Below are 12,837 nucleotides of genomic sequence, written 5' to 3'. Positions count from 1 at the left end.
CATAAGTAACTTTGCAACAAGAAATAACACTTTGCATCTATATAAAAACAATGCCGAATCAGAAATCCTTAAAAATGGAAGACATGAGCGAAGCTTTTGTTAGAGCTTTATGTGCGGTTCATGGATATTCTATCGTAAAATGCGAACATGATAACGATGGAGTTGATATTGGTATACGATGTAAAGGGAAGCCTTGTGATGAAAGTGATATTTTGTCGCCAGAGATAGAAGTTCAATTGAAATCGTCTTATTCAAGAATAACACAACAACAAGATGGCTCTATTAACTATTCATTGGAAGTAAAAAACTACAAGTCGTTAATAGAAGAGAAGCGTATGATTCCACTAATTTTGGTGGTTTTCCATATGCCAACAGATGAAGGTGATTGGATAGAACAAACCTCTGACTGGCTAAAAATAAAAAAATGTGCTTATTGGATATCTTTGAAAGGACGAGAAGATACGGAAAATCAAGAATCCATAACGATTAACATACCAGCCGATCATCAATTAACGAAGGATTCGCTAAAATCAATTATGATTAAAATATCAAAACAGGAGGAGTTATGAATAATTTTAAGATTTTCATTGAAAAACTTTCTGCTGAGCGAATTTCCAAGTATCTACTGCTCAACGGATGGAAGCAACAAGGTCTTATTTATAATAATAAAGTCCTGCAATTTGTTACATCTGATGAAAAGGAGTCTTTATTGTTGCCAGTGGATAAAAGCTTTATGGATTATAACTTCGCCATGTATAGAGCTATTTCTATTATGGCTGAATATGAAAAGGTTTCAATAAAAAGTCTTTTTAACAAATTAATAAATCCTTCAAGTGATATATTAAAATGGAGAGTATCTGACGAAGATACGATGAATGGCGCAATACCATTTATCTCTATGGAGCATAATATAGAATTTATCAAAGATATGTTAAGTTCTACTTGTCTTGATATCTTGTCTCCTTCTCAATATCATACTAAATTATATACAAAAGAGGTTCAAAGCCAGATTACTAAATATAAATTTGGACAAACAGAAATAGGAAGTTATATATTAAATGTTCTATGCCCACTTGGGTACTATCAATATAAATTATTTGATCCTACAGTTGGCGAGCTTCCTTTATCACGAAAAATAAATTTACACTTAATTAGAAACATCAATACATTACAGAGATCAGCTCAGGAAAAGAGCCAAGAATCTCGTGATTGTATTTCAGAAGGGAAGATTAGTGTGAATTTCTTAAACTCTTTGACAAGTTTGTATGACGAGAATAAGAATGCCGAATTATCTATTGAAGCAGATTGGAATTTAAGCATTCCTGTGGCAGAGGAATTTTCTTCTTATGTTATTTTAGATCCAAAATTCAGTGAAGAAATTGCATTAATCGCAGAAGAATTTACACCTAAGACAGAACAGAATGTGGTAAAATCATTTTATGGAAAAATTGTCAATATCGGAGCTGAAGCAGAGATTGATAATCGAGTTATGGTTGACATAAAAGTAGCCACAATAGGTGAAAATTTGAAGACTATTACAATCAATGCTTCATTAAATTATTCTCAATATTTTTCTATTGTGGATACAGCATTCCAAACAGGTTCTGATGTTAAAGTAACAGGAATAACATCTTCTACTGCTAAGAGTGTAAAAATAAAAGATGCAACTATTGAGTTATTAACATAAGTTGCGACTTTCTTTTGCTTCTTTTCTTTGGTCGCCTGCTCGTTCAAAGACAAAGAAAAGAAGCCACGCAATTTTTTAAGGTTTCGTGGCTCATTGTGTTAGGGTTTTTCGGTTGTTTCAATTATCCGCTCTTCGGGGTGGGTATCGAAAGCCCAGTTGATTTGTTTATCGGGCAGTGTGCTGTGTATTCCTCTGCCCATCACCATTCCACAATCTTCAAGGATTTTGCGCTCGGCTTCCTCTCGGTCTGTGGCTACAACCTCAAACACACCTTCAAAAACGTATTGGGTGCGTACTCTGTAAACTTTCCTTTCCATATTTTCAAAACTCAGCGATTAGTAATCTGTGTTCCATTGGTTCACCATTCGATAGCCAACGGTGGGTTAGCCAAAAATGATGTGCGCCGTAACCATAGACAAAAAACTTGTCAAGTTCCGTTTCTTGGGAGATTTGGAGGAGTGCGGTCTGCAACTTCTCCTTGTTCTCGGCTATGCTTATGGCATTGATAACTCTCACGATGATGATGGGTATTTCATCTGCCCAATTATGAATAATGCCTTCTACATGTACTTTCATATTGTTGTCGTTTATAGGTTGATGTTTTTATTTACTCTCTGCAAATAAGGGTGCAGTCCTCTACCTCGGTGGGTAGTCCAAAGGCTGGAACGTGGGTAAAATAAGGTTGCATATTCCCCTCTATGTCTGTGTGGGGCGATATAACCTCCGCTTTGGTGTCCTTACTCCATTGGTCTGCGAGTGCGATTTCTTCGTCTGTCAGTCCTGTACTATCTCCATTGATAAGGTAGCCTAAACTCCACGTTGGAATTTTCTCTATTGTCTTGTATGTCGCCATAATCGTTGTTATTATAGGATTGTTATGCGGTTGCTCTCTGTGCTATCATTCTCATATTCTTCTGCATCAAGGCGAGTATCTGTTCGTGATACTCGGTGTTCTTATTGCACACTCCACGACTTTGTACCACTTTCATCGTTTCCAATGATACCTCAATGGTTTCGATGCGCTCTCCGTCCTTTGTGGCAGAGAAGATAAGCGACTGCGGTTTGCTGTAATAGTGTGCGTCATATACGCAATGGTGCATTGCCGTGCCTTCCTCTAAATGCTCCTGCACACTCTCCAAAACGTGGATACGGATAATGCCGTCAGTAAACTCTATGCCAAAGAATTTTGCTTTGAGTTGCTTGTACTCTTGTTCGGCTTCTATTGCTTCCTTACGCTTCTTGATAATGTTCTCACGCTCTTTCATCGCTCTGCTCTTGGCTTGGTAATGGTCGTGCGCTGCTCTTAGGTCGGTGGGGCAAACATACTTGGCATTGTGAATATCCTTGCCTAATTGATTGAGCATATCCACCATATCACACCATAGACTTCCGTCCTCTATATGGTAGCCGTTTCGCAAACAGATGCGGATAGATGCCCAATAGCTATCAATGCTTCTTCGACCATTGTGCATGAAGAATTTGAGTAGCGGGATTTGCCCCGACTTCAACAAGGTTTCCACACGGCTATCGGAAAGCAGTGCCGGTATAAGTTCAGTAGGCACTATATTGTGAAAGTTTCCCTCAAAACCATTTCTGCGGAGTGTGTCTGTAACCTTGAACTTCGGATATATCGGTGAGTAGGCAATATGCTGATAGGCTTCATTATCGTTGCGTATTGCCATAGGACTATAATAGGAAAAGGTATCAACATAGTGTCCCAAGACCCTCTGTATGGCAACCACAGCTTTTCGTCCCTGCATATTCCACCAATATTGCCCAATCTCAATTATGGAAGTCTGTGCTTTGTAACCTTTCTCCATACCCACAATAAGTAGGAACATACGTAATACTTGAAACTCTCCACAAGTGGTAAGTAAGGTGAAATACTGCTTCTGATGCAACTTGCGCTCGTATGTTTCCTTGACCTGCAACTTTGCCCTGCAATGAGGGCAAGTGCAAGTTTCTCTATGTTTGTCCATTACCCAACTATGCCCACAATCCATACAAGTGATGCGACCTTTTGGCAAGCGGTAGGCGAAGTGGTCTATGCACTCACGAAATGCCCACTTACTTTGTGTCTTGGTTATCGGGCGAAGATACTTGCTTTGTTCCAAAACTGCCTTCTCAAATTTGTTTCTCGGTTTCATAGGCTTAAAAATCGAATAGTGATGGTTGTACTTGGGTTGTTGCTTTTTCAGTCTTTTTCACTCGTGCGTTACGGCTCTGTATCTTGGCGAGTTCCTCACGTTGGTACTGCTTGATGGCTTCTTGCCTTGCTTCGGCTTTCTCCTCCTCTGTGAGTGCCACAAGATGATTTACTGCCACTCTGCAAGTGATTTCCTTTCCTACTTCAATTTCATCCTCGTCATAGTAATGTACTGCCATAGAGTAGATTTCATCGTCCTCAAATCCATTGCAGCCACTCGCCTGCACTTGGTTCAAGATGTAGATTACACACTCCTCGATGCTCTTGTTAGGCTTCATCAAGTTGGGCGCAAACAAAGGGTCTGTCGCTGCACGCTGATTGAGATACTCGGCTATTGCTCTCGTAAAATGTTCTGTTCCTTTCATAGTCGTTTAATATTTGGGAATTTCTACTATTTGATTGATGCGTCCATATAGGTAGGCTCTTAGGCTTGTTCTGTCGGGTGCGTAATACTCTGCCCAATGTCCGTATTGATTGACAAGGTATTTCTTCAGCACATCGAAGAAGTCAAACCGATAACCCATTAGGGGAACAGCTGTGCGGAAGTAGGTGTTAGTGTTCACCGCTTCGGCAAGCCAATTCTTTTCCTCACGGCTCATTCGCTCCCCACGATTGAGTTTCACACGCAATAAATAAACCTTGCTGTGGCTCAAAGTTTCCAAAGGCTCAACATCCCACTGCACAAACTTAGTTGCCACCAAACGCTCACTTTCATCAATCACCGAACTTATGCGGTAATGAGAGGAGGAGCTATATCCTTTTTTCTTCATCGAAGATGTGATATTTACTTTCTGCTGTTCCATAATGACATTTTTTTTATGCGTCCAAAGATCGGAGTATGCTGATTCCTTTTTGTAGCAATAAGAAGGTAGGGGGCGCAGCCGGCACAAGGTTTTGCAGGAAAATACTACCCGGAATGAAATGTAGGTGTGGAGATTTTCCGTGCAAACCAAAGGCACTGACCTTGTGCAAGCCGTAGCCCCTTATTACCTTTGCGAATAAAAAGAAATCAGCACCGACTTATGGCACATCAAAGTGGAATAGATGGATGTGAGAAGCGAAAGTGCAACGCCTGTATGGGAAACGAAAAAGGTGGCTACCTCAATCGAGATAACCACCCATAAAGAAGAATGAATCGAAGAATATCTTTCCTTGTGCCTTAGAGCACACAGAGCAGGATTGCCAAGATGACGGCAAGCCAGAACAGCCAACGCAGGATTGTAAAGGTTACTTGCAGAATAACTTTAACAATGAAGCGTAGTGTCAGGAAACCGAGAATAATCGAAACGGCGGTTACGACTTGCGGCGTAACTATCTTCGAGATAAGGTAAACTGCACCGATAACGATGGAAAGCAGAACGGCGAGTTCGATGAAGCGTGTCCAACCGAAGTGGCGGACTTGCTTGGGAGAAGTCGGCGGCTGCCTGTTCCTCTCGGTTTTATACGATGCGTCTGCCTTGATGAAGGCGGGCTGATGAATGTCTTGATTCATGATGATTGTTTTCATAATCGAGGCTTTTAATAGTTCAAGAGCGATAACAAGATGCTCTAACGACCCAAAGACAAGTGTTTGCAAAACTCTTGACGTGTGGAGTGGAGCGTTTATCTTGGCTCTTGACACTACAAAAGCCCCCGATGGTGAAGTATCAAGCCATGTTCTCACCGCCTATCGTCGGCAGACCATTGACCTCGATGAGCAGCACGATTGTACCAATCAGCTCGGTGTACAGTTTGTCGTATTCTGTACCTGCCGCAAAGTCGTCCGTGAGTTCGTACTTGGCAAATACCGCTTGAATTGCCTTGTTGTTCAGCAAAATTAGTGCTAACCTTTCGGGAAGCGGACTTGGCAGTTCCTTCTCAAACTCCTGCTCCAGTACGGAAACAAGGGTATCATACTTTGAGAAGTGTAGGTCGTGGTACAGCACCTCGCTTGCCATCGTCTCTGCTTCGGGATGTGAGAAACCTTGCGCCACGGCATCGCAGTAAGCCGTCAATGCCTCGTCTGCGCGAGCGGTTATAAACGCATTGTCATTCACTCTCTCAGGAAAATGCTCTCCGAGATACGCTTCCAACTTCAGATGGAAGTAGGAAAGTTCTTTCTTTGTCGTTGTCATAAATTCAAAATTTTAGGGTTATATACATTATTTTTTGGAAATGCCTAATGCCGTATTGAAAGTACCCAACTTGTCAGCCAGCTCATCCATATCGTGTTCTATCTTCTTATTGGTAATACGGGCATAGATTTGCGTTGTCTTGATGTTGGTGTGTCCTAACATCTTACTTACGGATTCGATGGGAACTCCCTTGGATAGGGACATCGTGGCAAATGTGTGCCGGGCGAGGTGGAAGGTCAGGTTCTTCTTGATACCGCAAATATCGGCAATTTCTTTCAGATAACTGTTCAGTTTTTGATTCGTCAGCATGGGGAAAAGTTTGCCATCACGATAGGTCTTGCCACTATATTTTGCAATGATGCTCTTGGGTATATCGAGTAAAAGAACGTTGGTTTCCACGCTCGTCTTCTGCCGCTTGGTCATTATCCACTGCTTGCCGTTGAGCGTGACGATGTTTTCAGGAGCGAGGTTGTACACGTCTATGTACGCAAGTCCCGTGAAGCACGAGAACACGAACACGTCCCTTACAAGTTCCAAACGACCGATGCCGAAATCCTTGTTGGCAATTTTAAGGATTTCCTCGTCTGTGAGGAATCCACGATTGACCGGTTCCATGTGAAAACGGATGTTGAGGAACGGATCATGGTGCAGGACACCTAGTTTCCTGCCCAGAATGGTAATCGTCTTGAAGGTTTTCATCATCCTCGTGGCTGTGTTGGGATTCTGCCCGACAACCGTTCGAAGATAAATGTCGAAGTCGTGTATCACGATATAGCCGAGTTCGGACAGGCGGATGTCAGACCGACCGTATTTATCACGAAGAAAATTTGAGAAGTGTTTCTTGCAGACGTTGTATTTCTGTAAGGTTGCAGCTTCGACCGACACGCCTACCTGCCGTGCAACGTCACTGTTGTGCTTGTTGAAGAGGCTCATTAGGGTGTCCACATCCTCCTTCTTACCAAGGTACTCCGACTTGATACGCTCCAAGGACACCTCGTCCGTCATCTCGACTTTCTTGAAGATGGTCTGGAGTCCGCTCTGAATGTTGTCAAGTTCGAGGTTGGTGGAAAGTGCTTCAGTTGTCCTTCCCTTCAACCGTTCCTTCTCCCTGTCCCATTGGGACTGTTGGACAGCAATGCCCGTCGAGCCGATGGAAAGGCGTTCGTTGTTGAGATAGATTCTCAGCATGACGGGGGTCTTGCCCTCCTTGTTCACATAATTGCTTCTGAGATAGAAGACTGCTCTGAAAATTGCTTTCATACATTTTACTGCTTTTAGTTGTAGCCTGAACAGAAGTCTTGTCCTAACACCTGCCATCTGTAGCCGTGGCTTGTCGGACACATTGTTGCCCGAAGTGGTGTATGGTAACAAAAATACCTCTGTAATCACGCTGCAAAGTTCAACATATTTGTTTGAATAGCAGTAATTTACGCATACTCCTTATGTACTCTGTATGTACTCTTGGCTACATTTTTATTTTGCCTTGAAAATGTGTAGCCTGATTGTAGCCTTTTTAGAGCATTTTGGGAGTTTCTGCCCCCTCCGTGTATACTCTGAAATTTGGGATGGGTATAAAAGAAAAGTATCATAACTACGTGTAGCTATGATACTTACGATTTTCTTAGGTTTCCCTCTGATGTTCATTTCAGAGTACCTAAAGCGGAGAGAGAGGGATTCGAACCCCCGGTGCCTTTCAGCACGGCAGTTTTCAAGACTGCTGTAATCGACCACTCTACCATCTCTCCTAAAATGATATTTTAACCGAAAACTTATTTTTAGTAAGCGGGTGCAAAGTTAAAGTTTTTTTTTGATAAAACAAAAAAAAACGTTTTTTTTTTATTCGTAGATTCAACTAGCAAGAGCGCAGAGTCAACCAGCAAGTGCAAAATTACAAAACGAGATCTCTGCAAAACCTTACCCCATTCCCTATCATTGGTACTGTCCTATAAAAGTGTGTAAGCCCATATTTTTATTATCTTTGTATTTGAAATATAAAATAAGATAAAAAATGGAACTTACACAATTACAAATTTCGGAAATTATTTCTAATTACACAAGTAGTAGTGAGGGTTTTGTAACTCTTCAGTCTTTAATCATGAATTCATTGATGTTTCACGAGCGTGAATTATTCGTCAGTGAGAACAAAGATGAACAAAGCAATGGCTTTCGTAGCCGTCGCTGGTATAGTCATGGCTTTGAGTTTTCTCTTCGCATTCCCCGTAGCCGTAGTGGTAATTTCTACCCTGTCATTCTTGGATTGATACGTAACGAAAGCGAGGAACGCGCACGTCTATTAAACCTTCTTTATACTAAGGGGCTCACAACAGAACAGATAGGCGAGGTTTCTGAGTGTGTCTATGGTCGTTCCTACAGCAAACAACAGGTTTTCGCCATAGATAGTGAATTCTCAGAAGTCTTTCGTATGGAAGATAATAGTGTGGAGTCCTTGTGGGGATATGAACATTTTGTTACTTTTGTTGATAGATGGGAAAAGAAGTATCCAACCCTTAAGAAATACAAGGCAGAAAGAAATATGGCATACTTCACATATATGGACTTCCCAAAAGAAGTGCAAAGGTGTATATACACGACTAACAGGATTGAAAGACTCAACAGAAAGTATAAAAGGACTATCAATATGAGAACATCCATGCCATCAGCACAAGCTGTCATATTTCTCTTGGAATCAGTGGCAATGGAAGAAACAAAAAATGCTCACAAAAAGAAAATATACCAGTTTAAAAGCTGGAAGAATATAAACGAAAATGGAAATACAAAGGATAAAAGAGAAGAATAGCTTACACACTTTTAAGGACAGTATCAATATAAATCAATAAAAGTTTTACCGGACAGCTATATTTTTGAATAAAAAAAAATAATTGCACAACAAAGTATAAAAATAATTAAAGCATCCAATATTTGTCAGTATGAAAAAGGCAAATATTGGATGCTTATGTTATAATTATAGATAAAGTTATTTTTTAAGAATTAGTAACTCTTTCTAACCACTTTACCATACTAAACATGATAGTCATGGAAATTACACATACAATGGCAAAAACTAACCAACATTGCCATAAGGGCCATTTATTATACATTAAAGGTCCGATCCATAATAGTAGATTACCTAATGCTGTAGCACCAAGCCACAAACCTTGACATATACCTTGTAAATGTTTTGGCGCAATTTTACTTACAAAACTTAATCCAAGTGGAGATATAAATAATTCAGCTACTGTAAGAAAGAAATATGTAACAACAAGTAGCCAAGGACCAGCTTTCATGGCGTTACTTATTTCTGGAGAAAGTTTTAGAAAGTTTTCAGCAGAAGGATATTTTTGTATTATAGAATATATCATTAAAAACACGAATGCAAGACCTGCTATACCCATACCATATACTATCTTGCGTGGTGTCGAAATAGGTTTCCCTATTTTAGTAAAATAAGCAAATATCCACATGATAATTGGTGTTAAGAATACAACGAAGAAAGGGTTTACAGCTTGCATAATCTCTGGAGCTATAGTCTTATTGTAAACAAAGTCGCGAGCAAATAAAGAAAGACTTTGTCCATTCTGATGAAAAGAGAACCAAAAGAACACACTAATAGCTAATACCGCAATCAAAGCATACATACGTTGTTTTATTTCCTTGCCCATAGCTGTTTTTTCTTCTGCAGTATATTCGATAGTATGAGTAACTTTTTTCTTAATCGGCATAGGCATCATGTGTTTTGAAAGCATAAAGATAGCTAAAGATACTCCCATCATTAATACACTAACTATAAAACTATAGTGAACACCAGTATTGAAAACATCTAAGTATTTAGGACAAAATGTTGCTAAATCGGAAGCATTACCACCCACAGCAGTTACAAGTTCTCTTAAATTGTTTAGATCGGAGCCAATATTCCCTTCTATAAATTTATGACATAAAGCAGGGAGATTAGGGCTATACTCTAATCCGTTTTGGCGTAGCCACCAGCTACGAAGCACTGGTGCGACAAAAGGAGCAATTAAGGAACCTATGTTAATAAAAACATAAAATATTTGAAATCCTGCATCACGCTGCCCTTGTGCCCATTTGAGTTTTTCGGGATTATTTTTAGCAATGTCTGATTCAAAGTTATCATACATCTGACCAACAATAGCTTGTAAGTTACCTTTAAACAATCCATTTCCTATAGCTATTACAGCTAAGGCTATACATGTAAAGACTAATAGCCATGTGTTATTTTGTGGCGTAGCTAAGATAGGTATAGAAAGAGCCACATAACCAATTGCCATTAGTATAATACCAGTTTGAATAGTTCGTTGATAATTTTGTGTACGGTCGGCAATCCAACCACCAGGTAGGCTCATTACATAAATACCTGCTAAGAAGACTGCGGCAATAGCTCCTGCTTTCCCATCAGATAATCCGAACTTAGAACAAAGAAAAAGTATGAGTACTGCGTTCATGATGTAGTATCCAAAACGCTCACCCATGTTACTTAATGCGGCCTGTAAAAGACCTTTAGGATGATTTTTAAACATAAATATTATTGGGGTTTAGTTAAATCAAATAAATATGTAGCTTTAATAATGATATTATTTAAATTAGACTTTCCAAAGTAATCTTTTTTTGTATTTGCATAAATATTTCCTAAGCCATAGTAATAGCGTGCTTCTATGATAAAATGTCCAATATTTTTTTTACTATATTCAATACCTATACCAGCAGCAATTCCATAATCTAATTTGTTTTCTACAGGCATTTTCTCTTGCGCTATTATATTACTTGAACGGCCTGTTCCATCTTTAGAAAGATTAGGTTGAATAAAATTTTTATTGATTGATTCATTTAGGAAATAGCCTATTTGAGGACCAGCTTTGAAAAAGAAGTTAATACCATCTTGTTCTTTTCCCCATGCAAGATGTGCCATGATGGGGATTTGAATATAGTTGATAGTACGCTTATAAGATTCAGCTTTGCCATTGCTATTAATTACAGGTTGGTTATTAGATGTTTGTATATCTTCGGTCCAGCCAAGTTTAGCATAGTTTATTTCTCCGTAAATAGAGCATATAGTATTAAAATATTTTTCACAAATATATCTCAAACTAAGTCCACTTGTATAACCTAAGTACATCTTTTGATTTACTTTTGGGCTGAATCCTATATTAGAAGCTATATAGCCACCATTTATACCTAAGGAAAAAACGCTACGATGTTCACCTACTTGTGCGTAAGATGTTGTAAAAGTAAGAAGAGAAAAGATAGTAAAAAATAATATTTTTTTGTGAAATGTCATATAAAAAATGTGAGTGTAGTAAATAAATTATTGTTAGTAAACTATACTTTCTAAGGTTTGGTCACTTTTGAAATGTATTAATTGAAAGAACTTATTACGATAGCCTCCTTGCCCTATTTTCTCAAAATCGAAGCGATTTTGTAGTGATTTGTATTTTATACTTGAGGCTTGCCCTTTAAAATTAGATCCTAATTTTTTATATCCTCTCACAAAGAATTGAATTTGATCGTACCCATTAATGGCTATGCGAGGAATATATATATTATTTATAGGTTCGCCATAAGTGTTAAAATAGATCTTTTCGAAAGCCTTTGTCTTATCAGAATTTTTATTATAATAATAAGTAGAAGGTATATATGTATTATATTTGAAGAATGAGGCGAGATCATAATCTTGATACATAAACCACTGATTATAACCATATAAAGAGATAGCAATGCCGGGATTAGTCTTTGTTAGTATATTTAATTTTGCAAGGACAGCATTTAGTTGAGGACTTTTTTCTGAATTAATTATAACGACATTGGGCATCGATTTACTGAAATGCTTAGCAAAGTTAGTATCAGAAGAGTTTATATTAGTAAGGTCGTAACTTATTTTTTCTAATTCTAATTGTTTTCTTAAAATATTAGTAAATGATCCAACCTTACTGTTTTTATCATTACAATCGATGAAAACAGGGTGATGTGATTTGTGAAATCGTTCTAAAAAAGCGGCAATAGCTTTAGTAGTTTGTAAGTTATCATTCTCATATACTTGAAAAAGATTACTATTCTCAGCAACTTCATTACCATTGATGGAAAAAGGAACTACCATTTTTATGCCTTTGTTTTTACAAAAATTGGATAAAGCTTTTACTTGATTAGAATATAAAGGACCAAAGATAATATTCATCTCAGATATATTTTTATCTTGTAAGATCTTATCAATATCAGCATCTATAGGTACGTTCCAAGCATGAACATCTGTAGAATATCCTTCTTTTTTGAGATCATTAAAGGCAAGAAGCATACCACGATAAAACTCTACCATGCGTTTACCATCGCCATCATTATTATGTAGTGGTAGGAGCACACCGATCTTAATAACATTTGCTTTTGCATTTATAGTTTTAATAGGTATAATATTAGCTTTGTTTTTTTCTAAAATGTTTTGTGTATTTTTATCTCCAGATTTAGAAAAAGGCACAAAGATCCATATTCCTTTTTTAAGTTCGTATCCTGGGACTTTCATTTCAGGATTAGCGTCAATTAAATCTTGAATACTGATATTATATGTTTTAGCAATGCCAAATATAGTTTCATGTTTACCTACTTGGTGCATATTTTTCCATTTAGTAGTTTGAGCATTACTAAATGTGCAAACGAGTGCCAACAAGATTGTTAGTAGATATTTAAAATAATGATTCATAATAAAACCTCATTCTTTAGTCTTTTGGCTACAAAGATAAGAAAAACTATTTAGCTCTTATATTATAGAAGAACTATTTTTTGTAATTTTGTACAATTATATAAATAAAAGAGGCATAAAATCTTAT

The 12,837-nt window shown here is 38.2% G+C and carries 15 protein-coding genes and 1 tRNA gene; 3 read left to right on the top strand and 13 right to left on the bottom strand.

Annotated elements, in window-relative coordinates; all coding sequences use genetic code 11:
- Nucleotides 1-50 precede the first annotated feature (50 nt).
- Together HMPREF9018_RS02740 and HMPREF9018_RS02735 are read left to right on the top strand one after the other, a co-directional pair.
- The gene (locus HMPREF9018_RS02740; protein WP_036869047.1) at nt 51-569 is read left to right on the top strand and encodes a DUF4365 domain-containing protein; all 519 of its coding nucleotides are present in this window, start codon (nt 51-53) and stop codon (nt 567-569) included.
- Nucleotides 566-1,687, top strand: coding sequence for a hypothetical protein (locus HMPREF9018_RS02735; RefSeq protein WP_008447557.1), 1,122 nt, complete (start codon nt 566-568; stop codon nt 1,685-1,687). Before HMPREF9018_RS02740 ends, HMPREF9018_RS02735 begins: the two co-directional genes overlap by 4 nt.
- Nucleotides 1,688-1,785: 98 nt before the next feature.
- Here HMPREF9018_RS02735 and HMPREF9018_RS02730 read toward each other — a convergent pair whose 3' ends face one another.
- The 10 genes from HMPREF9018_RS02730 to HMPREF9018_RS02685 form a co-directional block, all read right to left on the bottom strand.
- Complete coding sequence (locus tag HMPREF9018_RS02730) at nt 1,786-2,004, bottom strand: hypothetical protein (RefSeq protein ID WP_039864141.1); 219 nt, start codon at nt 2,002-2,004, stop codon at nt 1,786-1,788.
- Nucleotides 2,005-2,008: 4 nt separating this feature from the next.
- On the bottom strand, nt 2,009-2,263 hold the full coding sequence (locus HMPREF9018_RS02725) for a hypothetical protein (protein ID WP_039864139.1): 255 nt from the start codon (nt 2,261-2,263) through the stop codon (nt 2,009-2,011).
- 31 nt (nt 2,264-2,294) lie between these two features.
- Nucleotides 2,295-2,540 carry a DUF6926 domain-containing protein gene (locus HMPREF9018_RS02720; protein WP_004338370.1) on the bottom strand — a complete coding sequence of 82 codons (246 nt, stop codon included), beginning with the start codon at nt 2,538-2,540 and terminating at the stop codon, nt 2,295-2,297.
- Nucleotides 2,541-2,562: 22 nt separating this feature from the next.
- Complete coding sequence (locus tag HMPREF9018_RS02715; protein ID WP_008447554.1) at nt 2,563-3,834, bottom strand: PcfJ domain-containing protein; 1,272 nt, start codon at nt 3,832-3,834, stop codon at nt 2,563-2,565.
- A 4-nt stretch (nt 3,835-3,838) separates the two neighbouring features.
- Nucleotides 3,839-4,258, bottom strand: a complete 420-nt coding sequence (locus HMPREF9018_RS02710; RefSeq protein ID WP_008447568.1) for a PcfK-like family protein — start codon at nt 4,256-4,258, stop codon at nt 3,839-3,841.
- 6 nt (nt 4,259-4,264) lie between these two features.
- Entirely contained in the window at nt 4,265-4,696 is a 432-nt protein-coding gene (locus HMPREF9018_RS02705) for a hypothetical protein (RefSeq protein WP_039864129.1), read from the bottom strand.
- Between the two features lie 356 nt (nt 4,697-5,052).
- Nucleotides 5,053-5,400, bottom strand: a complete 348-nt coding sequence (locus HMPREF9018_RS02700; protein ID WP_039864148.1) for a hypothetical protein — start codon at nt 5,398-5,400, stop codon at nt 5,053-5,055.
- Between the two features lie 139 nt (nt 5,401-5,539).
- A complete protein-coding gene (locus HMPREF9018_RS02695; RefSeq protein ID WP_008447566.1) occupies nt 5,540-6,007 on the bottom strand; it encodes a DUF1896 domain-containing protein in 468 nt (155 codons plus the stop codon).
- A 27-nt stretch (nt 6,008-6,034) separates the two neighbouring features.
- Nucleotides 6,035-7,267 carry a site-specific integrase gene (locus HMPREF9018_RS02690; protein ID WP_004339662.1) on the bottom strand — a complete coding sequence of 411 codons (1,233 nt, stop codon included), beginning with the start codon at nt 7,265-7,267 and terminating at the stop codon, nt 6,035-6,037.
- A 400-nt stretch (nt 7,268-7,667) separates the two neighbouring features.
- A tRNA-Ser gene (locus HMPREF9018_RS02685) sits at nt 7,668-7,752 on the bottom strand.
- A 263-nt stretch (nt 7,753-8,015) separates the two neighbouring features.
- Between HMPREF9018_RS02685 and HMPREF9018_RS02680 the strand changes: the two genes are divergently transcribed.
- A complete protein-coding gene (locus HMPREF9018_RS02680) occupies nt 8,016-8,804 on the top strand; it encodes a transposase (RefSeq protein ID WP_008447550.1) in 789 nt (262 codons plus the stop codon).
- A gap of 184 nt (nt 8,805-8,988) precedes the next feature.
- On the opposite strand, the gene HMPREF9018_RS02675 is transcribed toward HMPREF9018_RS02680, so the two are convergent.
- Genes HMPREF9018_RS02675 through HMPREF9018_RS02665 form a run of 3 tightly spaced genes read right to left on the bottom strand, consistent with a single transcriptional unit; the run spans nt 8,989 to nt 12,710 of the window.
- Nucleotides 8,989-10,542: a peptide MFS transporter gene (locus HMPREF9018_RS02675; protein ID WP_008447556.1), complete on the bottom strand. Its 1,554-nt coding sequence runs from the start codon at nt 10,540-10,542 to the stop codon at nt 8,989-8,991.
- A gap of 5 nt (nt 10,543-10,547) precedes the next feature.
- Nucleotides 10,548-11,300, bottom strand: coding sequence for a porin family protein (locus HMPREF9018_RS02670; protein WP_008447573.1), 753 nt, complete (start codon nt 11,298-11,300; stop codon nt 10,548-10,550).
- Nucleotides 11,301-11,333: 33 nt separating this feature from the next.
- Nucleotides 11,334-12,710: an amino acid ABC transporter substrate-binding protein gene (locus HMPREF9018_RS02665; RefSeq protein ID WP_008447567.1), complete on the bottom strand. Its 1,377-nt coding sequence runs from the start codon at nt 12,708-12,710 to the stop codon at nt 11,334-11,336.
- Between the last annotated feature and the right edge of the window lie 127 nt (nt 12,711-12,837).

It is taken from the genome of Prevotella amnii CRIS 21A-A (assembly GCF_000177355.1).
In the GTDB taxonomy this organism is placed as follows: Bacteria; Bacteroidota; Bacteroidia; order Bacteroidales; family Bacteroidaceae; genus Prevotella; species Prevotella amnii.
The sequence above is the reverse complement of the archived record's forward strand: the minus strand, read 5'-3'. Positions and strand labels throughout refer to the sequence as shown.

Bases quoted from the DNA above. Each gene is read 5' to 3' on its own strand.
- HMPREF9018_RS02740 (WP_036869047.1), top strand. From the start codon at position 51: ATGCCGAATCAGAAATCCTTAAAAATGGAAGACATGAGCGAAGCTTTT.
- HMPREF9018_RS02735 (WP_008447557.1), top strand. From the start codon at position 566: ATGAATAATTTTAAGATTTTCATTGAAAAACTTTCTGCTGAGCGAATT.
- HMPREF9018_RS02730 (WP_039864141.1), bottom strand. From the start codon at position 2,004: ATGGAAAGGAAAGTTTACAGAGTACGCACCCAATACGTTTTTGAAGGT.
- HMPREF9018_RS02725 (WP_039864139.1), bottom strand. From the start codon at position 2,263: ATGAAAGTACATGTAGAAGGCATTATTCATAATTGGGCAGATGAAATA.
- HMPREF9018_RS02720 (WP_004338370.1), bottom strand. From the start codon at position 2,540: ATGGCGACATACAAGACAATAGAGAAAATTCCAACGTGGAGTTTAGGC.
- HMPREF9018_RS02715 (WP_008447554.1), bottom strand. From the start codon at position 3,834: ATGAAACCGAGAAACAAATTTGAGAAGGCAGTTTTGGAACAAAGCAAG.
- HMPREF9018_RS02710 (WP_008447568.1), bottom strand. From the start codon at position 4,258: ATGAAAGGAACAGAACATTTTACGAGAGCAATAGCCGAGTATCTCAAT.
- HMPREF9018_RS02705 (WP_039864129.1), bottom strand. From the start codon at position 4,696: ATGGAACAGCAGAAAGTAAATATCACATCTTCGATGAAGAAAAAAGGA.
- HMPREF9018_RS02700 (WP_039864148.1), bottom strand. From the start codon at position 5,400: ATGAAAACAATCATCATGAATCAAGACATTCATCAGCCCGCCTTCATC.
- HMPREF9018_RS02695 (WP_008447566.1), bottom strand. From the start codon at position 6,007: ATGACAACGACAAAGAAAGAACTTTCCTACTTCCATCTGAAGTTGGAA.
- HMPREF9018_RS02690 (WP_004339662.1), bottom strand. From the start codon at position 7,267: ATGAAAGCAATTTTCAGAGCAGTCTTCTATCTCAGAAGCAATTATGTG.
- HMPREF9018_RS02680 (WP_008447550.1), top strand. From the start codon at position 8,016: ATGGAACTTACACAATTACAAATTTCGGAAATTATTTCTAATTACACA.
- HMPREF9018_RS02675 (WP_008447556.1), bottom strand. From the start codon at position 10,542: ATGTTTAAAAATCATCCTAAAGGTCTTTTACAGGCCGCATTAAGTAAC.
- HMPREF9018_RS02670 (WP_008447573.1), bottom strand. From the start codon at position 11,300: ATGACATTTCACAAAAAAATATTATTTTTTACTATCTTTTCTCTTCTT.
- HMPREF9018_RS02665 (WP_008447567.1), bottom strand. From the start codon at position 12,710: ATGAATCATTATTTTAAATATCTACTAACAATCTTGTTGGCACTCGTT.